Source organism: Peribacillus sp. FSL E2-0218 (assembly GCF_037992945.1).
GTDB lineage: Bacteria > Bacillota > Bacilli > Bacillales > DSM-1321 > Peribacillus > Peribacillus simplex_B.
On record NZ_CP150304.1, the window covers coordinates 4580212 to 4597500 of the forward strand.

General features: G+C 47.7%; 13 protein-coding genes, 21 tRNA genes and 2 rRNA genes (1 of these 36 only partly in view). 5 read left to right on the forward strand and 31 right to left on the reverse strand.

Annotation, left to right across the window (positions count from 1 at the left end; genetic code table 11):
• Positions 1–957 carry a zinc ABC transporter substrate-binding protein gene (locus tag MHI53_RS22075; protein WP_340372308.1) on the forward strand — a complete coding sequence of 319 codons (957 nt, stop codon included), beginning with the start codon at positions 1–3 and terminating at the stop codon, positions 955–957.
• A gap of 42 nt (positions 958–999) precedes the next feature.
• Here MHI53_RS22075 and MHI53_RS22080 read toward each other — a convergent pair whose 3' ends face one another.
• Complete coding sequence (locus MHI53_RS22080) at positions 1000–2064, reverse strand: DctP family TRAP transporter solute-binding subunit (protein ID WP_061142086.1); 1065 nt, start codon at positions 2062–2064, stop codon at positions 1000–1002.
• 141 nt (positions 2065–2205) lie between these two features.
• Between MHI53_RS22080 and MHI53_RS22085 the strand changes: the two genes are divergently transcribed.
• Both MHI53_RS22085 and MHI53_RS22090 read left to right on the forward strand, forming a co-directional pair.
• Positions 2206–3816: a sensor histidine kinase gene (locus MHI53_RS22085; RefSeq protein ID WP_340372309.1), complete on the forward strand. Its 1611-nt coding sequence runs from the start codon at positions 2206–2208 to the stop codon at positions 3814–3816.
• Positions 3809–4504 (forward strand): response regulator, encoded by a 696-nt coding sequence (locus tag MHI53_RS22090; RefSeq protein WP_061142088.1) that lies wholly within the window; start codon positions 3809–3811, stop codon positions 4502–4504. The genes MHI53_RS22085 and MHI53_RS22090 overlap by 8 nt, the downstream gene beginning before the upstream one ends.
• Before the next feature lie 51 nt (positions 4505–4555).
• Here the strand turns inward: MHI53_RS22090 and MHI53_RS22095 are convergent, their stop codons facing one another.
• From MHI53_RS22095 to MHI53_RS22125, 7 genes are all read right to left on the reverse strand, one after another.
• Positions 4556–4702: a hypothetical protein gene (locus MHI53_RS22095; protein WP_155645452.1), complete on the reverse strand. Its 147-nt coding sequence runs from the start codon at positions 4700–4702 to the stop codon at positions 4556–4558.
• A gap of 192 nt (positions 4703–4894) precedes the next feature.
• The gene (gene menC, locus MHI53_RS22100) at positions 4895–5998 is read right to left on the reverse strand and encodes an o-succinylbenzoate synthase (RefSeq protein WP_340372310.1); all 1104 of its coding nucleotides are present in this window, start codon (positions 5996–5998) and stop codon (positions 4895–4897) included.
• Positions 5995–7476, reverse strand: coding sequence for an o-succinylbenzoate--CoA ligase (locus MHI53_RS22105; RefSeq protein WP_340372311.1), 1482 nt, complete (start codon positions 7474–7476; stop codon positions 5995–5997). The genes menC and MHI53_RS22105 overlap by 4 nt, the downstream gene beginning before the upstream one ends.
• Positions 7477–7560: 84 nt before the next feature.
• Positions 7561–8379 (reverse strand): 1,4-dihydroxy-2-naphthoyl-CoA synthase, encoded by an 819-nt coding sequence (gene menB, locus MHI53_RS22110; RefSeq protein ID WP_061142091.1) that lies wholly within the window; start codon positions 8377–8379, stop codon positions 7561–7563.
• Between the two features lie 13 nt (positions 8380–8392).
• Positions 8393–9202 (reverse strand): 2-succinyl-6-hydroxy-2,4-cyclohexadiene-1-carboxylate synthase, encoded by an 810-nt coding sequence (gene menH, locus MHI53_RS22115; protein ID WP_340372312.1) that lies wholly within the window; start codon positions 9200–9202, stop codon positions 8393–8395.
• Entirely contained in the window at positions 9199–10950 is a 1752-nt protein-coding gene (gene menD / locus MHI53_RS22120; RefSeq protein WP_340372313.1) for a 2-succinyl-5-enolpyruvyl-6-hydroxy-3-cyclohexene-1-carboxylic-acid synthase, read from the reverse strand. The genes menH and menD overlap by 4 nt, the downstream gene beginning before the upstream one ends.
• Complete coding sequence (locus MHI53_RS22125) at positions 10943–12352, reverse strand: isochorismate synthase (protein ID WP_340372314.1); 1410 nt, start codon at positions 12350–12352, stop codon at positions 10943–10945. The genes menD and MHI53_RS22125 overlap by 8 nt, the downstream gene beginning before the upstream one ends.
• Positions 12353–12650: 298 nt before the next feature.
• On the opposite strand from MHI53_RS22125, the gene MHI53_RS22130 reads away from it, so the two are divergent.
• Both MHI53_RS22130 and MHI53_RS22135 read left to right on the forward strand, forming a co-directional pair.
• Positions 12651–13571: a 1,4-dihydroxy-2-naphthoate polyprenyltransferase gene (locus MHI53_RS22130; RefSeq protein ID WP_061142095.1), complete on the forward strand. Its 921-nt coding sequence runs from the start codon at positions 12651–12653 to the stop codon at positions 13569–13571.
• A gap of 146 nt (positions 13572–13717) precedes the next feature.
• The gene (locus MHI53_RS22135; protein ID WP_061142096.1) at positions 13718–14464 is read left to right on the forward strand and encodes a TraR/DksA C4-type zinc finger protein; all 747 of its coding nucleotides are present in this window, start codon (positions 13718–13720) and stop codon (positions 14462–14464) included.
• 44 nt (positions 14465–14508) lie between these two features.
• On the opposite strand, the gene MHI53_RS22140 is transcribed toward MHI53_RS22135, so the two are convergent.
• The 23 genes from MHI53_RS22140 to MHI53_RS22250 all read right to left on the reverse strand — a co-directional run.
• Positions 14509–14580: transfer RNA gene (locus MHI53_RS22140), tRNA-Glu, on the reverse strand.
• A 3-nt stretch (positions 14581–14583) separates the two neighbouring features.
• Positions 14584–14674 (reverse strand) — tRNA-Ser (locus MHI53_RS22145).
• Between the two features lies 1 nt (position 14675).
• Positions 14676–14750 (reverse strand) — tRNA-Asn (locus MHI53_RS22150).
• A gap of 12 nt (positions 14751–14762) precedes the next feature.
• Positions 14763–14839: transfer RNA gene (locus MHI53_RS22155), tRNA-Ile, on the reverse strand.
• Positions 14840–14844: 5 nt separating this feature from the next.
• Positions 14845–14918, reverse strand: a tRNA-Gly gene (locus tag MHI53_RS22160).
• A gap of 4 nt (positions 14919–14922) precedes the next feature.
• Positions 14923–14998 (reverse strand) — tRNA-His (locus MHI53_RS22165).
• A gap of 29 nt (positions 14999–15027) precedes the next feature.
• Positions 15028–15103: transfer RNA gene (locus MHI53_RS22170), tRNA-Phe, on the reverse strand.
• Between the two features lie 23 nt (positions 15104–15126).
• A tRNA-Asp gene (locus MHI53_RS22175) sits at positions 15127–15202 on the reverse strand.
• 6 nt (positions 15203–15208) lie between these two features.
• Positions 15209–15282 (reverse strand) — tRNA-Met (locus MHI53_RS22180).
• A gap of 102 nt (positions 15283–15384) precedes the next feature.
• Positions 15385–15477: transfer RNA gene (locus tag MHI53_RS22185), tRNA-Ser, on the reverse strand.
• A gap of 21 nt (positions 15478–15498) precedes the next feature.
• Positions 15499–15575, reverse strand: a tRNA-Ile gene (locus tag MHI53_RS22190).
• A gap of 10 nt (positions 15576–15585) precedes the next feature.
• A tRNA-Met gene (locus tag MHI53_RS22195) sits at positions 15586–15662 on the reverse strand.
• Between the two features lie 28 nt (positions 15663–15690).
• A tRNA-Ala gene (locus MHI53_RS22200) sits at positions 15691–15766 on the reverse strand.
• A gap of 17 nt (positions 15767–15783) precedes the next feature.
• A tRNA-Pro gene (locus MHI53_RS22205) sits at positions 15784–15860 on the reverse strand.
• A gap of 9 nt (positions 15861–15869) precedes the next feature.
• Positions 15870–15946, reverse strand: a tRNA-Arg gene (locus MHI53_RS22210).
• Positions 15947–15956: 10 nt separating this feature from the next.
• A tRNA-Leu gene (locus tag MHI53_RS22215) sits at positions 15957–16045 on the reverse strand.
• Between the two features lie 12 nt (positions 16046–16057).
• Positions 16058–16132, reverse strand: a tRNA-Gly gene (locus tag MHI53_RS22220).
• 8 nt (positions 16133–16140) lie between these two features.
• A tRNA-Leu gene (locus tag MHI53_RS22225) sits at positions 16141–16222 on the reverse strand.
• Positions 16223–16232: 10 nt separating this feature from the next.
• Positions 16233–16308: transfer RNA gene (locus MHI53_RS22230), tRNA-Lys, on the reverse strand.
• A 22-nt stretch (positions 16309–16330) separates the two neighbouring features.
• A tRNA-Thr gene (locus MHI53_RS22235) sits at positions 16331–16406 on the reverse strand.
• Positions 16407–16417: 11 nt separating this feature from the next.
• A tRNA-Val gene (locus tag MHI53_RS22240) sits at positions 16418–16493 on the reverse strand.
• A 10-nt stretch (positions 16494–16503) separates the two neighbouring features.
• A 5S ribosomal RNA gene (rrf, locus tag MHI53_RS22245) occupies positions 16504–16619 on the reverse strand.
• Between the two features lie 117 nt (positions 16620–16736).
• Positions 16737–17289 (reverse strand): 23S ribosomal RNA (locus tag MHI53_RS22250); it runs 2380 nt beyond the window's last position.

Below are 17289 nucleotides of genomic sequence, written 5' to 3' on the forward strand. Positions count from 1 at the left end.
ATGAAGAACCGAGCATGGCTTTCGCTTTTCCTGGTTATCGTGCTACTGTTATCAGCCTGCGGAAACTCGAAGGAAAAAAATACCGCTGATTCAAAAAAGGATACTTTGGATATATATACGACGGTTTATCCTCTGCAATACTTCACGGAGGCGATTGGCGGGGAATACGTTAACGTCGATACCGTTTATCCTCCCGGAACGGATGAACATTCGTTTGATCCTTCACAAAAGGATATCGTAAAAATGGCGGAATCGGACCTATTTTTCTATATTGGCTATAAGCTTGAAGGTTTCGTAACGAAGGCCGAGCCGATTTTAAGCAAAGAGGGAGTCACTACGGTCGCTGTAGGTGAAACGGTCCACTTGGATGCAGCTGAGCATGCACACGAAGATGAGCATGAGCACGCACATGAAGAAGACGGTCATGATCACGGCGGGGTCAATCCCCATTTGTGGTTGGATCCGATTTATTCCATTGAAATGGCAAAAAGCATCAGGGATGAGTTGACGAAGCAAATGCCTGAGAAAAAGGAATATTTCAACAGCCATTTCAACGAGCTTGCTAAAAAGCTGAACGCACTTGATGAAAAATTGGCAACGACAATCGAGGCTGGCCGGACCAAAAAGATCATCGTTTCCCATTCCGCTTACGGGTATTGGGAGGAACGCTACGGCCTTGAACAGATTGGCGTCACAGGGTTAACGTCATCCAATGAGCCTTCCCAAAAGGAACTTGCAAAAATCGTGACCATGGCGGATGAGGAGGATTTGAACTATGTCATCTTTGAGCAAAATATCAGTTCCAAGCTTACCGAGATCATCCAAAAGGAAATGGGAGCGAAATCGCTGACGCTCCATAACCTTTCCGTTCTGACGGATAATGATATTAAAGCGGGTGAAGATTACTTCAGCTTAATGGAAAAAAACATAAAAACATTGCAAACGGCATTGCAATAAGCAAAAGAAGCGGAACCCGATTGGGCCGCTTCTTTTTTACGGTTATTCTTCTACATACTTCTCACGGATAACCTCCATCTTCCTCATCAATTCCGGTCCGATCATCGATTCGAATTCCGGATAGATGACGGTCAGCTCGTTCATCCATTCTTTCTTTTCTTGGTCAGATAATTCATAGATGTCGATATTCGATTTTTGCTTGATTTCCCTGAGCTGTTCCTGATTCAATTCATTTGATTTGACCCACAGCCATTTCGTTGTATCCTCCATTGCCCGTTGAATCTGCTTACGGATATCCGGTGGTAGCTGATCCCAAAACGGCTTGTTTACCAATACGACATAGCCTAAATATCCATGATCACTGATGGTTAAGTATTTTTGCACCTCATATAATTTCTTGGAATAGATATTCGAGATCGTATTTTCCTGGCTGTCCGTTTTGTTGATTTCAAGGCTCTTGAACGTATCATTGAATTCAAGCTCCGATGTCGATGCCCCAAAGTGCTCGAATTGGCTTTCGAGGACGGCACTTGGCATGATCCTGAAATTCTTTCCTGACAGGTCCTGGGGACGCCGGATCGGTTCATTGCTTGTCATTTGCTTGTAATTATTCGACCAGAAAGCAAGTCCTTCGATATCAATCACATTCATCGACGTAAGCAGCTCTTCCCCCACTTCCCCATTCAAGGCTTCCTGCAGGGCAGCGTCCGTTGGAAAGACGTAGGGAAGATCCAAAAGCAGCCATTTTTTTGATAGGTTCGTAACTTTGGAAGTAGTAGGTGCTATCATCTGCACCTTGTTTTTTTGTAATGCATCGATTTCTTCATGATCGCTATATAAAGATTGATTCGGATAGACCTCTATTTTGACACGATGGTCGGTATATTCATCAACAAGGTTGGCAAACCGGTTCGCAGCCAGCCCTTTAGGCGTATTCTCGGCAACGACATGGCTGAATTTAATGACGATTTGGTCCTCCATCCCCTCCTGCTCTTCATCGCTCGGCAGATTGAAGCCGAAGCTTGCGAAGAACGATTGAAACGAGATATACACCGCTATCACAAGTCCCATGCCAATTAACAGGAAATACCCCCATAATTCTCGCATTTCGACAGCTCCTTACCGCTCACTTCACATGATATCTATTCTATCACAGCCTTTTCCCTGTCGTAATACAATGCGCGAAAAATAGCGAAAAGAGGCAAAAATTCTGGTACTATTAAGTGTAGAAGTACTGGAGGAACAATCATGGAAAAATCCTTTCATATGCCCATTCAACTAAAAATCACCCTGCTGTCATTCGTAATCGTCGCTTTTTCGATACTTATAGGCGGGATTTTTATATTTGGCAATATCGTTTCCGTCAGGGAAGATGAAATCGGCAAACGCTCGATGATCACTGCCCATACGATCGCAGAGCTCCCGGACGTCCAAAAATGGGTCCGGAAACCTGAAGGCTGGCTTCAGCTGAACCCGATCATTGAAAACCTGAGGAAAATCCATCAAGCAGATTATATCGTTGTCCTGAATAATCAGCATATACGCTATTCCCATCCTGTGTTCAGCCAATTGGGCACCACGTCCAACAGCACTGATGAAAGCGCAGCATTCGCTGAACATGAATATCTTTCAAAGGCAGCTGGGGAGCTTGGCATTTCCATACGTGCCTTCGTTCCAATACTGGATGACGATAACGAGCAGATCGGTGTCGTTCTTGTCGGGAACATTTTGCCGACGATCCCGGAGCTAATCAAGGATTTGAAAGGTGAAATCGCAATCATCCTCTTTCTTACACTCTTGTTCGGTGTTTGCGGCTCCTGGCTCATGGCAAGGAGAATCAAAAAAGAAACCTTTCAACTTGAACCGCATGAAATATCACGGATGTTAGTCGAAAGGACAGCTGCCTTCAATGCCATGCATGAAGGGGTGATCGCCATTGATAACAATCAGACCATCACGATCTTCAATGAAAAGGCGAAGCAGATGCTCGATATCAGCGGGGATGTCATCGGCCGGAATATCAATGACATCATCCACGACACCCGGCTTCCGGAAGTGCTCGATCGGACTTCCCCGATCTTCAATCAGGAAATATCCGTTCAGAACAGGAATATCGTCAGCAACCGGGTGCCCATCAAGATTGCCGATAAGACCATCGGGGCCGTCGCGATTTTCCAGGATCGGACCGATGTGACGAAGCTTGCTGAAGAGTTGACCAGCGTCAAGGCATTCGTTGAAGCCCTGCGTGTTCAAAACCATGAACATATGAACAAACTCCATACGATAGCAGGATTGATCCAGCTTGGGAATCTGGATGATGCATTGCAATATATTTTTCAAATCACCGAAGAGCAAGAGGAATTGACCAGATTTTTAACGAAGCACATTCACGATGATAATTTAGTGGGGCTCCTCTTAAGCAAGATTTCTTTGGGACGTGAACTGGGAATCGAACTCATCATGGATAAGCACACGAAATTGGACCGTTTCCCTGCCGATATGGATCATCACGATTTTGTTTTGATTATCGGGAACCTGATTGAAAATTCCTTTGCCGCTCTAAAATACTGCGCAGAAGAAACAAAGCAGGTGTATCTATCGATCTACCAGGATGAACATCATTGCCAAATCGTACTGGAGGATAACGGGCCAGGCATCGACGAGGGCATACATGGAGAGATATTCGATTATGGCTTTACGACAAAAGGTGCGGACGGATCTGGAATTGGTCTTTATCTAATAGATCAAATCGTAAAAAAAGCGAAGGGCGAACTGAAATTCACGACGCGTCCCGATGAAGGAACCAGCTTTTTTCTTTCTTTTCCGATGCACGATATAGAGGAGAATCAACATGACTAATAATATTCGTGTACTTTTAATTGAAGACGACCCAATGGTCCAAGAGGTCAATAAACAGTTCATTGAGCGCCTGCCTGCCTTTACAATCGTTGATACGGCTTCGAATGGGCTTGAAGGGCTGGATAAAATCAGGAAATCCGCACCCGATCTTGTCATTTTGGATATCTTCATGCCTTCTTTAAACGGAATCGATACACTTTACCAGATTAGGAAAGAACGAATCGATGTGGATGTCATCATCATTTCGGCGGCCAATGACCAGAAAACCATTCGAAAAATGATACAAAACGGGGCTTTCGATTATTTAATCAAGCCATTTAAGTTCGAAAGGCTAAAACATACGCTGGAACAATATTTTGCTTTTCGGATGGAGGTTGAACCGGACCATCACATCTCCCAAACTGAGCTCGATCGAATTCTCTTTCAAAATGAAATACCTTCTGAGGCGGTTCCGAAATCCGAAGTACCCAAAGGATTGAATGGTGCAACACTTGAGCAAGTGACGAGGTTCATAAAAAACACACCTGGGTCTTTATCGGCGGAAGAGGTCGCTGACGGGATTGGCATTGCCAGGGTGACAGCCCGGCGTTATCTGGAATACTTACATGGCGAAGATACGCTTTTGCTTGATGTTCAGTATGGCAGCATCGGCCGCCCGGTCAATCGGTATCGGCTCAAAAAACCTTGACCTGCATCGGGGACCGGACAAAAGGTAAGCGGTTCCCTTCCATCGATCCATTCACGCTCCTGTCTTCCGATCATAAAGTCCCCACTTTCTCTTCAACAGAAACAGTTCGCATTCCGCCAGCGCCGTCACTTCTTGAATGACGCAGTCGGGCATGCCCCTTCTTAAAAGAATTTCCGCAATCAAGTACGGTTTTTTCATTTTCCCCTTCCTCCCTTATTTTCTATATTTTATTTCATTATACAAAATAATCCACTAATAAAAAAATAGACAAAGCCCCATTTTCCTAAAAAAAGGAACTCGGTCCAAATGAATATATTTGAAATAAGCGAATATAGAATTGGGTATTCCCTGCATGCAAAAGAGGCAAGCCTTGCCCCCCTTCTGCTGTTTTCACCTGTATATTTCACTGTACGTGGTCAAATCCCTGAGCCGCTTTTCATTGATCGAAAAACCGATTCCGGCCCTTTCAGGGACCTGGATCATTCCACCCTCGACGACGACTTCAGGCTCGATGATATCTTCTTCCCAATAGCGCGAAGAGGAGGAAATGTCCCCAGGAATCGTGAACCCCTTCAATGTGGCAAGCGCAATATTATGGGCACGCGATATGCCAAATTCAATCATTCCGCCACACCATACCGGTACGCCATTTTCCGCACAAAGATCATGAATCTTGACAGCTTCCGTCCATCCGCCCACTTTTGCCATCTTGATGTTGATCACCCCGCAGCTCCCAAGTGAGAGGGCACTATTGGCATCATGATAGGAATTGATGCTTTCATCCAGGCAAATCGGAGTCTGCAGCTGTTTTTGCAATCGGGAATGTTCAACGATGTCGTCATGTCCCAGTGGTTGCTCAATCATCATCAGCTTATAGTCATCCAGCTGTTGCAGATGGGGGATATCATCAAGGGTATATGCTGAATTGGCATCCGCCATCAACGGGATATCGGGATAAGCACCGCGAATTTGCGATAAAAACTCGATATCGTGACGAGGATCGATTTTTATCTTATATCTTTGATAACCCGATTGGGAAAAGCCTTCGATCTGGCGCATCGCCTCTTCCACATCATGGGAAGCAATGACCACGCCTGCGGCGACCTCGCTTCGTTCACCGCCAAACAACCGTCCGAGATAGATTTCCTCCTGCTTCGCATATAGATCGACGATGGCCTGTTCCAATGCCGACTTTGCCATCGCATTCCGTCTGATCCCGCTCCATAAGCTCTGCAGCTCCCCGGGATGCCGGGGCTTACTTGCCAATGTCAACGGAATCAAGAAATCCTCCAGCATATGAAAGCATGTTTTGATCGTTTCCTCAGTGTACCAAGGACTCGAAAAGGGCACCGCTTCCCCGTATCCAATCCGCCCATCTTTATCTTGGGCTTCGACAATGATGACTTCCCTGTCGTTCACCGTTTCGAGATGCGTCTTGAATGGCTGCTTTAAAGGGGCCTTGATGACCTTTAGCGTAATGGACGATACCTTCATTGCCACTCCTCCATTCCCTTCTTCAGTTCCCTTCTCAACAGCTTGCTGGCCCCATTTCGCGGAAGACTCTTGCAAAAAATCACGCTCCGGGGGATTTTATAGGAAGCCAGGGATTGCCTGCAATAATCAAGCAGGTCGCTCTCACTTAGCTCCGCCCCTTGATGCAAGACGACAAAAGCGAGCGGAACCTGTCCCCATTTTTCATCTTCGGTCCCCGTCACTCCCGCTTCGAAAACATCAGGGTGCTTACCGAGGACATTTTCAATTTCGGCCGGATAGACATTTTCACCGCCGGAGATGATTAAATCCGATCGCCGGTCAAGAACATATAAAAAGCCATCCTCATCCAAATAACCAAGATCTCCCGTATAAAGCCAGCCGTCACTAATCGCCTGCTGTGTGGCATCCAGCCGATTGAAATAGCCCTTTGTCACATTCGGACCCGAAACAACGATTTCCCCCGCCTCACCCGGTCCGGACGCCTTGCCATCCTGCTCGATCCGTAGCTGCGAAGGAAATAATGGTTTTCCTGCCGAACCGATTTTCGTCATGCTGTACTCCGGAGCCAGCGTCACGATCTGAGAAGATGTTTCCGTCATCCCATATGATTGATAGACGGGGATTTTTTTTTCCTTGCAGGCTTCCAGTAAATGAATGGGCGCAGGTCCTCCGCCTAACAGCATACAGCGAAAATCGTCGGGATAGCTTGCTCCTTTCAAGTCATGCACCATCCTATTAAGCATCGTCGTCACGACCGAAATGATCGTCACGCCATTTTCCTGGATTGCCCTGTTCGCTTCCCGTTCATCGAACCGCTCGGCCAAGACAACCTTCATCCCATAAATCACGCTTTTCATCAGGATGGATAGACCGCTGATATGAAAGATAGGAACCGCACAATACCAGGTATCCCCTTCGTGCAATCCAAGGTTCAACACCGATCCGACGGCACTCCACCAATGATTGCCGAATGATTGGATCACGCCCTTTGGATTTCCTGTCGTGCCCGATGTGTACATGATCGTAGCGGTATCCTCCAGATAAAACTCCTGAAGGATCTCTGCCGTTCCTCCATTTGGCAATTGTTCGATTAAAAGAAGGGGCAATTCAGGAAGATTCCCCGCCATATCATCAAGCTTGCTTACGAAGGAGCCTTCAGAGAGCAAATAGGAAGCACCGCTGTCCTCGATCTGCCACGACAATTCCTTTGCCGTTAATTTATTATTCAGCATCACGATCTTCACACCGAGATAAAATAGGGCGTGGATGGCGACGACGCCGTCAATATGATTACGGAGCAGCACTGCGCATGAATCGCCAGCCATGAGACCGGCGCTCGCCAGCCTGCGTGCCATTTTCTCCGTTAATGTATGCAGCTCCAGAAAGCTATACGTCTGACCTTCAAACTCGATGGCCGGGCGATCTGGTGAAAGATGAGCCCGGTTCTTGAGCCAGTTTGGCAACTTTTCTTCTGCCATGATCGGTTCCCCTCCTCTATTTAAATATAGAAAACAGCCCGGCGATTCGCCAAGCTGTCCGTCTTATCGATTTATGCCTTTCCATTAAGGGAAACGCGGGAATTGTCCAAAGTCCGGACTGCGTTTTTCCTTGAACGCATCGCGGCCTTCTTTTGCTTCTTCCGTTGTATAGTATAGTAATGTAGCATCTCCAGCCAATTGCTGAAGACCTGCAAGACCATCCGTATCCGCATTCATTGCCGCTTTCAGGAAGCGAAGCGCAGTCGGGCTCTTCTCGAGCATTTCTTCACACCATTTCACTGTTTCCGCTTCTAATTGGTCCAATGGTACGACCGTATTGACCAATCCCATATCCAATGCTTCCTGTGCATTGTATTGACGGCATAGGTACCAGATTTCACGGGCCTTTTTGTGCCCCACGATACGCGCCAGGTAGCCAGAGCCATAACCAGCATCGAAGCTGCCCACATTCGGTCCTGTTTGCCCGAAGATCGCATTGTCAGCGGCAATCGTTAAGTCACAAACCACATTCAAGACATTGCCGCCGCCGATTGCATAACCTGCCACCATCGCCACGACCGGTTTTGGAATCACGCGGATCAAGCGCTGCAAATCAAGCACGTTTAGACGTGGAATGTTATCTTCCCCAACATATCCGCCATTTCCGCGCACTTTTTGGTCCCCGCCTGAACAGAAGGCTTTGCCGCCTACACCCGTTAAGATGATGACACCGATGCTTGAATCATCACGTGCCCTTGCGAATGCATCGATCATTTCTGCAGTCGTTTTTGGCGTGAATGCATTATGTACATGCGGTCGGTTGATCGACACTTTCGCAATCCCGTTATATTTTTCGTATAAAATTTCATCATACTCACGTATTGTTTCCCATTGAATCGTCATTTAAATTCCTCCTTTAATTTCGCTTTAAAAACTCACTTATTATTTTACCAAACTTTTCTCCATCTTCCACATGAATCGCATGTCCACTACCATTTATTATTTTCCATTCGGCCCGATCCAGCTTCTTTTCCATCGATTTTGCAATGTCACAAAACTTGGGATCGAGTTCCCCGGTCAGCAACAGGACAGGAAAATCAAGCGCTTGCAAATCCTCCCAATAGGAAGCCTGGCTGCCTGTTCCCATGCCGAGGAGACTATTGGAAAGGCCGACAGGGTCATTTGCCAGCCGCTGCTTCCGGATGGCAGCTCTCGTTGTGGCCGATAACCGTTTTTGGCTTTCAAAAAGCGGGATGTTCTCCCAATGGTCCACGAATGCCTCCAGGCCAGATTCAAGAATCCCTTCGGCTAGCTTCCGATCGTTTTGCCTGCGCGTCCCTCGCTCCTTGGCAGTTACAAGGCCGGGAGACGCGCTTTCCAATATCAATGTTTCCACATATACAGGATACAAACAGGCAAATGCAAGCGCAAGCCTGCCCCCCATCGAGTATCCAAGAATATGTGCTTTCGGGAAATGCAGCTCATCCAGGATATGCTTGATATCTTCAGCGACACGATCCATTTCATACCGTTCCGGCTCAGCGGGTGACGCAGACATACCATGACCGATAATGTCGATCATGATCAGCGTATGATCCTCACTCAGCATGGGAATGAGGAAATTCCACGTATCCCGATTTCCCGTAAATCCATGCAATAGTACGAGCGGTTCCCCATTTCCCGTTATTTCAACAGCATAAGTGACTTTCCCGCTGACAATATTCATGATATTTCCCTGTCTAACACCAATTTTATTTCCTGGGAAACATAACTCCACAAATTTCGATGTTTTTGCAAATTGGACTCCCTTTCGGTCGGCACCTCGATGATCTTCAGACCTTGAATCTCAAAAGACTCCGTAAATACCCTCTTCAGTTCGTCCCACGTTTGCACTTTGTCGTATTTACCGCCGTAAAGCATGGCGGTATGGGAAAAATCAAGGCCATGGGGCGTTCCGAAAAGCGTTTCGAAATGTTCCCTATCATTCGCCTGTGGCAGGAAAGAGAAAATGCCGCCCCCATCATTATTGATCAATAATATCGTGATGTCCTGCTTTTGCAGCTTGGCTGCAAGCAAGCCATTCATATCATGGAAAAAACTTAAATCGCCGATTGCCAGCACGGTCTTATCTGCCACCGTACTTACCCCCAGCGCAGTGGACACGACACCATCAATGCCATTTGCGCCACGATTCGCCAAAGTCCTGATTCCTTTTTCATTATTCATGAAGAAAGTATCCAAGTCTCTTATCGGCATACTATTTCCGACAAACAGCGTGGATTTTTGCGGCAGCATATCGGCAAGCAGGGCGAACAGCTTGCCTTCACTTAATTCCGCTTCATCGAGGACGGTAGCCAATGCATTCTTCGTCGCTCCGTTGACGGTCTGCCATAAGCGCAGCCATTCATCTCCAGCGGTACCGGTGATTCTTTGCCCGACTCGTTGACAGAAATCTTTCTCTTCACAGTAAATCATGTTCGTTGCCAAGCCTGCCGGTTCCCGCCATCCTGCTCCACCGTCAACCACGAGCGTGACGGCCTGTTTTTGCTTTTTCATGAATAGCAGTAATGGTTTTGAAACAGGCATGGCACCGAATCGCACAATCACGTCCGGTCTGAAGACTGATTTTGCCGCTTCATCGCGTAAAAAGGTATCGTACGCATCAATTATGACGCCTTTGTCGTGGCTTCCGCTCCTCAGCTGGGAAAGGGGATCGGCCAATAGCGGAAAAGCAAGCGTTTCCGCTAATGCGGCAACGGCCTCCTTCATCGCTGGGTCCGGTAATTCCCCGCATACGATCAGCCCTTGCTTCGCTTGTGACAAAGTGGCTGCAACCGAGTCCATTTGTGATGCAGAGAGTGAGCGAACTCCGCTCTCGATCAATACGGAAGGAGTCAGTTTGTTTTGCCTGAATTCCTTCGCTTGCTCAAGATTCGGTATCAAAGGTTCGCGAAGCGGGAAATTCAAGTGCACAGGCCCTGCTGGTTCCGCTGCTGCGGTAGCCACTGCCCTTGCACCGACCGTTCTTGCATACCGCATCATCTCACCGGTGTTTTCCGGAAGGGCCATTTCGACAAACCATTTCACTTGCCTCCCGTATAAATGTATCTGATCGATGGCCTGCGGGGCACCTACATCACGGAGCTCATGCGGTCGATCTGCAGTAAGTACAATAAGCGGCACCCTTGAATAGAAAGCCTCGATCACGGCCGGGTAAAAATTCGCTGCCGCCGTACCGGACGTACAAAGAAGTCCGACAGGTTCTTTTAAGACCTTGGCCATCCCAAGGGCAAAAAAAGCGGCCGAACGCTCATCCACATTAATATGGATTTCAATATCAGGATGTTCCACCAGCAATAAAGCGAGCGGTGTGGATCGTGAACCTGGGCTCACCACCACATGCTTCACCCCGTTTTCTGCCAGCTCATCGACAAATGAAGCAGCATAAGCTGTCAATGCATCTCGGTCATTCATTAAGATTTCCTCCTAAAGCACTTAACATCGGATTGAATTTAATCCCCGTTTCCCTGAACTCTGCCATGGGAGTCGAATCCTCCACTACGCCGCAGCCCGCAAAAAGCGAAGCCTCATTGTCCTGTATCAGGGCCGAGCGTATCCCTACAGCGAATTCCCCGTTTCCATACGTATCCATCCAGCCCAGCGGCCCCGCATAAAAGCCGCGTTCAAGCCCTTCCATTTCCCGAATTCTCATAACGGCCTTTTCTTTAGGAAGCCCGCCCATGGCAGGTGTCGGATGGAGGTTCTCAACAAATTGCAATATCGTGACGCCTTCCTTTGCGACACCGCGAACCGGCGTATACAAATGCTGGATATGACGATTTTTCATGAGCTCCGGTCCGTCCGGAACCATGACCTTTTCACATACAGCATCAAAAGCATTGGATATCATCGATACGACATATTGGTGCTCTTGTAAATTCTTTTGGTCATGAAGCAATTCATTGCCCAGGCTAACATCTTCTTGCTCATCTTTCCCTCGTCCCATCGAACCGGCAAGACAGGTTGAAAAGACATCATGTCCCTGCTTCTTGATCAAGCGTTCGGGAGTAGCCCCGACAAAGCAGTCGCCGCCCGCTTCCAAACTGAAAATATAGCTTAATGGCTGCTCTGCAATCAATCGTTCGAGCACCTTCCCTGAATCGATGGAGTGATCGAAGGTAAGCCGCAGTTCCCTGGCCAACACGATCTTATTGAGATCGGTCGTCTTGATTTCCTCGACAGCATCCTTGACCGTGCGCTGCCACTCCTCAGGCTGCACCTCCCTCTGACTAACAAGGGAGTTAGGCCCGCATGGAGCTCCATCCAAGCTTTCGAAAAGGAAAGCTTCCCGTTCATTTATCATATCTCTGAAGAGTTTTTCTGAATCATCAGGCGAACAAAGTAAGTTTGTCGTTAAGTAAGCTTGTTTCCCCACTATTGATAGCATGAAGGCAGGTATATAAAACAGGTTGTCCCCGAATTGGTTCCAAAGGAGCGTACTGTTAGATTCATAATCAAAAGAAAAGCCCCCAAACAGTAAAGGTCCTGTCGCTTCTAAATCGGTCACTCCCGTTTTGACAGCAGTTTCCTGCAGTTTGATCCAGCTCTTTTCGACTTCTCTATAACGTTCGGCATTCGCTGCCGCTTTGAGTTTCTTAACATTGCCTAAACCAGTGATGGTTATTTCCTTTGCAGGATCCTCCCAAAAAAAGCGTTCACCCGCATACCGTTCTCTTCCAGCTTGATAAAATGAAAGGGGGTTGGTGCCTTGAATTTTCTTAATATGACTGAATAGAACTTGATCATTCAAGTCCTTCGCCTTTTGTATAGCTGAAGCCAGCCCCTGAAACTGTTCAGTTTCTTCCGAGATAGCCAAAAAAATCCCCCCAAATGTACATTTTAAAAGCTTTTTAACCTATTTAAAGATACACCTCCCGTCAACCTGATGTCAATAAAACGCCCCTTTTCCCAACGATACTTGCCCGCTTTTTTCCTTATTATATGAATCTTGGCGAATGCAGCATGACATCCTTGAATTTGGAAGCGGATTACGCTATTCATTCAGTTGACACCCTTCCCCCATTTCCCTACACTTAATAGGGTAACTTTTGTGCAACTTTTCAATATTTGATATAATTTCGAGGGTACCAATACTGATTTTGAGGAGAGAAACAATGCAAACAGAATACGATGGACTTCCCATGAAACGGACGTGGAAGATCTGGTGGGAGTTAATTCGTCCACATACACTAACAGCAGCTTTTGTCCCGGTCTTGCTTGGAACGGTCATTGCGCTTTTGGAAGATGGCGTCAATTGGCTGCTATTTGCCGCCATGATGATGGCCAGTATCCTGATCCAGGCCGCTACGAACTTATTCAATGAATACTATGATTTCAAAAGGGGCTTGGATACCGAGGAATCGGTCGGCATCGGCGGCGGAATCGTACGCCATGGAATGACCCCAAAACTCATCATGACCCTGGCACTTGGCATGTATGCCATCGCCTTGTTACTTGGAATCTACATTTGTGCCGCATCATCTTGGTGGCTTGCTGCAGTAGGACTGGTTTGCATGCTTGTCGGCTATCTTTATACAGGAGGCCCGCTGCCCATCTCCTATACACCTTTCGGGGAACTTTTTTCAGGGTTGTTCATGGGCTTTTTGATCATTTTGATCGCCTTTTACATTCAAGCAGGTTATGTGTCCGCCACCGCCATTTTAATTGCCATACCGAGCGGAATATTGGTCGGATTGATCAACTTATCCAATAACCTCCGTGACCATGATGGAGATAAAGCTCACGGCCGTAAAACGATGCCCGTCGTGATGGGCAGGAAAAACGCCCTCACCTTCATGGCCATCATGTTTGGCTTTTCTTACTTATGGCTGGTTGGCTTGGTCGTTACCGGAAACGTAACGGCATGGATTCTCCTTGCCCTGCTAAGCATTCCAAAAGCCATGAAAGCAGTCAAAGGCTTCGTCGGTAAAACGCAGCCGATCACGATGGTGCCGGCAATGAAAGCCACGGCCCAAACCAACACTTTCTTTGGCCTGCTTATGGCCATCGGTTTATTCATCAGCTATTTTATTTAACCCCAAAGGACTGAGTTCATCCGACTCAGTCCTTTTTTCTATCTTCCGTTTCATTTTGTTTTCCTATGCGCCATTTCGGGTAATAGATAATACAAGCATCTTACCAATAGTTCATAGATATGTACTTTAGAAGGAGTGTAGTCGATATGCCAACCCAGCAACAAATACAAACATTCAAAAAGGAACTGCTCCAGGAAAAAACGGAGCTTGAAAAAAGGATACAAAATGATGAAGGAACTGAACTTGAAAGCCAGACGGAATCAGTAGGGGAATTATCATCATATGATAATCATCCTGCCGACCTTGGCACCGAATTATTCGAAGCCGAACGCAATCAAGCACTCGATGAACATGCCCAATCGGAAATGGAGAAAATTGAAGAAGCCTTGAATGCCATCGAAGAAGGCTCGTATGGTCATTGCAAAACCTGCCAGAAGGAAATCCCTTTCGAGAGGCTTGAAGCCATCCCGAGCACGCTCTATTGTGTCGAACATACGCCGGAACGGGCGAATGCACATGATCGCCCGGTTGAAGAAGACATCCTGATCCCATCCATGGGTGATGATTTTGAAAACCGTCACGGAAATGAAATAGTCGATAAAGAAGATAGCTTTGGTGAAGTCGCCAAATTCGGCACATCCGAAACGCCATCCGATTACACAGGCGACCATGACAATTACAATGACCTGTATGATAACGAAGATGAAACGAATGGATTCCCTGAAGACTACGAAGGCTTTGCCGCAAATGACATTGAAGGGAAAAATAGAGTGGATATGCCGAACAAGCGGCAAAAGGAATATGAGGATACCTTGGAAGACGAACATATCGATTCCAACCTTGGGGACATCCCCTACAAGCAAAAAGATAGTTATATCAATGAAAAAAAATAGATGAAAAAAAGAAGCATACCTGATGTATGCTTCCTTTTTTGTTATGACCCGTACGGGATTCGAACCCGTGTTACCGCCGTGAAAGGGCGGTGTCTTAACCGCTTGACCAACGGGCCAAATGGCGGAGAAGGAGGGATTTGAACCCTCGCGCCGCTCGCGCGACCTACACCCTTAGCAGGGGCGCCTCTTCAGCCTCTTGAGTACTTCCCCATGGCTCCGCAGGTAGGACTCGAACCTACGACCGTTCGGTTAACAGCCGAATGCTCTACCACTGAGCTACTGCGGAACAATATGAATATGGTGGGCCTAAATGGACTCGAACCATCGACCTCACGCTTATCAGGCGTGCGCTCTAACCAGCTGAGCTATAGGCCCATATTTGGAGCGGGTGAAGGGAATCGAACCCTCATCATCAGCTTGGAAGGCTGAGGTTTTACCACTAAACTACACCCGCGAAATGGGGCGACTGATGGGAATCGAACCCACGAATGCCTGAACCACAATCAGGTGCGTTAACCACTTCGCCACAACCGCCGTAATATATTGCATGGATTTTGCAATAATGGTGGCTCAGGACGGAATCGAACCGCCGACACAAGGATTTTCAGTCCTTTGCTCTACCGACTGAGCTACTGAGCCACATATGTATTAAATTTTAAAAATGGCGGTCCCGACGGGAATCGAACCCGCGATCTCCTGCGTGACAGGCAGGCATGTTAACCGCTACACCACGGGACCTAATAATTGCGGGGACAGGATTTGAACCTGCGACCTTCGGGTTATGAGCCCGACGAGCTACCGGACTGCTCCACCCCGCGACGGTAATAATGAAACGATTAGCATCAAGTTTTCGTATGTATTGTTTATTCCGCTTCCTCTATTAAAGGTTGTTTCAAAACAACTTGCTGCTTTTAAAGAAATGGAGGAGGTAGAGGGATTCGAACCCCCGCGGGATTTGACTCCCCTGTCGGTTTTCAAGACCGATCCCTTCAGCCGAACTTGGGTATACCTCCATGGCTGTTAAAAAATACATATGGTGGACCTTGTAGGACTCGAACCTACGACCGGACGGTTATGAGCCGTCTGCTCTAACCAGCTGAGCTAAAGGTCCTTATATTTATTGGTAGCGGCGGAGGGGATCGAACCCCCGACCTCACGGGTATGAACCGTACGCTCTAGCCAGCTGAGCTACACCGCCAATATAATATAAGTTTCTGATTGAAAAATGGTGGAGCCTAGCGGGATCGAACCGCTGACCTCCTGCGTGCAAGGCAGGCGCTCTCCCAGCTGAGCTAAGGCCCCATTCATTAAAAATCACGTGGTCGGGAAGACAGGATTCGAACCTGCGACCCCTTGGTCCCAAACCAAGTGCTCTACCAAGCTGAGCTACTTCCCGCAAAAAACATGGTGCGCCCGGCGGGAGTCGAACCTACAACCTTCTGATTCGTAGTCAGATGCTCTATCCAATTGAGCTACGGGCGCATATATAAGATGGTGCCGAGGACCGGAATCGAACCGGTACGGTAGTCACCTACCGCAGGATTTTAAGTCCTGTGCGTCTGCCAGTTCCGCCACCCCGGCACATACGAAAAGTGGAGCGGAAGACGGGATTCGAACCCGCGACCCCAACCTTGGCAAGGTTGTATTCTACCACTGAACTACTTCCGCATGAAAGATGCGGGTGAAGGGACTTGAACCCCCACGCCTTGCGGCGCCAGATCCTAAGTCTGGTGCGTCTGCCAATTCCGCCACACCCGCATGAAAAAAATGGTGAGCCATGAAGGATTCGAACCTTCGACCCTCTGATTAAAAGTCAGATGCTCTACCAACTGAGCTAATGGCTCGTGCTTGTCCTACTAATATAAATGGTGCCGGCAAGAGGACTTGAACCCCCAACCTACTGATTACAAGTCAGTTGCTCTACCAGTTGAGCTACACCGGCAGGTGTAAAAATGGTGGAGGATGACGGGATCGAACCGCCGACCCTCTGCTTGTAAGGCAGATGCTCTCCCAGCTGAGCTAATCCTCCATATATAACTGCTTGGCGACGTCCTACTCTCACAGGGGGAGACCCCCAACTACCATCGGCGCTGAAGAGCTTAACTGCCGTGTTCGGAATGGGAACGGGTGTGACCTCTTCGCTATCGTCACCAAACATTGTTTACATTTTTTCAAGACATATATTATTATAACGTCTTTTTGAGAAAATGCAAGAAGAAATTTTCATTCCTTCAAAACTAGATAATAAGAAGGTATTTCATTTTTTAAAGCGTTGGTTAAGTCCTCGATCTATTAGTATCAGTCAGCTCCACATGTCGCCACGCTTCCACCTCTGACCTATCAACCTGATCATCTTTCAGGGATCTTACTAGCTTGCGCCATGGGAAATCTCATCTTGAGGGGGGCTTCATGCTTAGATGCTTTCAGCACTTATCCCGTCCGCACGTAGCTACCCAGCTATGCCTTTGGCAAGACAACTGGTACACCAGCGGTGCGTCCATCCCGGTCCTCTCGTACTAAGGACAGCTCCTCTCAAATTTCCTGCGCCCGCGACGGATAGGGACCGAACTGTCTCACGACGTTCTGAACCCAGCTCGCGTACCGCTTTAATGGGCGAACAGCCCAACCCTTGGGACCGACTACAGCCCCAGGATGCGATGAGCCGACATCGAGGTGCCAAACCTCCCCGTCGATGTGGACTCTTGGGGGAGATAAGCCTGTTATCCCCGGGGTAGCTTTTATCCGTTGAGCGATGGCCCTTCCATGCGGAACCACCGGATCACTAAGCCCGACTTTCGTCCCTGCTCGACTTGTAGGTCTCGCAG

Excerpts from the sequence above, each read along its gene's own strand:
- MHI53_RS22135 (WP_061142096.1), top strand. The coding sequence starts at position 13,718 with ATGCCAACCCAGCAACAAATACAAACATTCAAAAAGGAACTGCTCCAG.
- MHI53_RS22080 (WP_061142086.1), bottom strand. The coding sequence starts at position 2,064 with ATGCGAGAATTATGGGGGTATTTCCTGTTAATTGGCATGGGACTTGTG.
- menD (WP_340372313.1), bottom strand. The coding sequence starts at position 10,950 with ATGAATGACCGAGATGCATTGACAGCTTATGCTGCTTCATTTGTCGAT.
- MHI53_RS22090 (WP_061142088.1), top strand. The coding sequence starts at position 3,809 with ATGACTAATAATATTCGTGTACTTTTAATTGAAGACGACCCAATGGTC.
- menC (WP_340372310.1), bottom strand. The coding sequence starts at position 5,998 with ATGAAGGTATCGTCCATTACGCTAAAGGTCATCAAGGCCCCTTTAAAG.
- MHI53_RS22085 (WP_340372309.1), top strand. The coding sequence starts at position 2,206 with ATGGAAAAATCCTTTCATATGCCCATTCAACTAAAAATCACCCTGCTG.
- menH (WP_340372312.1), bottom strand. The coding sequence starts at position 9,202 with ATGAATATTGTCAGCGGGAAAGTCACTTATGCTGTTGAAATAACGGGA.
- MHI53_RS22130 (WP_061142095.1), top strand. The coding sequence starts at position 12,651 with ATGCAAACAGAATACGATGGACTTCCCATGAAACGGACGTGGAAGATC.
- MHI53_RS22095 (WP_155645452.1), bottom strand. The coding sequence starts at position 4,702 with ATGAAAAAACCGTACTTGATTGCGGAAATTCTTTTAAGAAGGGGCATG.
- MHI53_RS22075 (WP_340372308.1), top strand. The coding sequence starts at position 1 with ATGAAGAACCGAGCATGGCTTTCGCTTTTCCTGGTTATCGTGCTACTG.
- menB (WP_061142091.1), bottom strand. The coding sequence starts at position 8,379 with ATGACGATTCAATGGGAAACAATACGTGAGTATGATGAAATTTTATAC.
- MHI53_RS22105 (WP_340372311.1), bottom strand. The coding sequence starts at position 7,476 with ATGGCAGAAGAAAAGTTGCCAAACTGGCTCAAGAACCGGGCTCATCTT.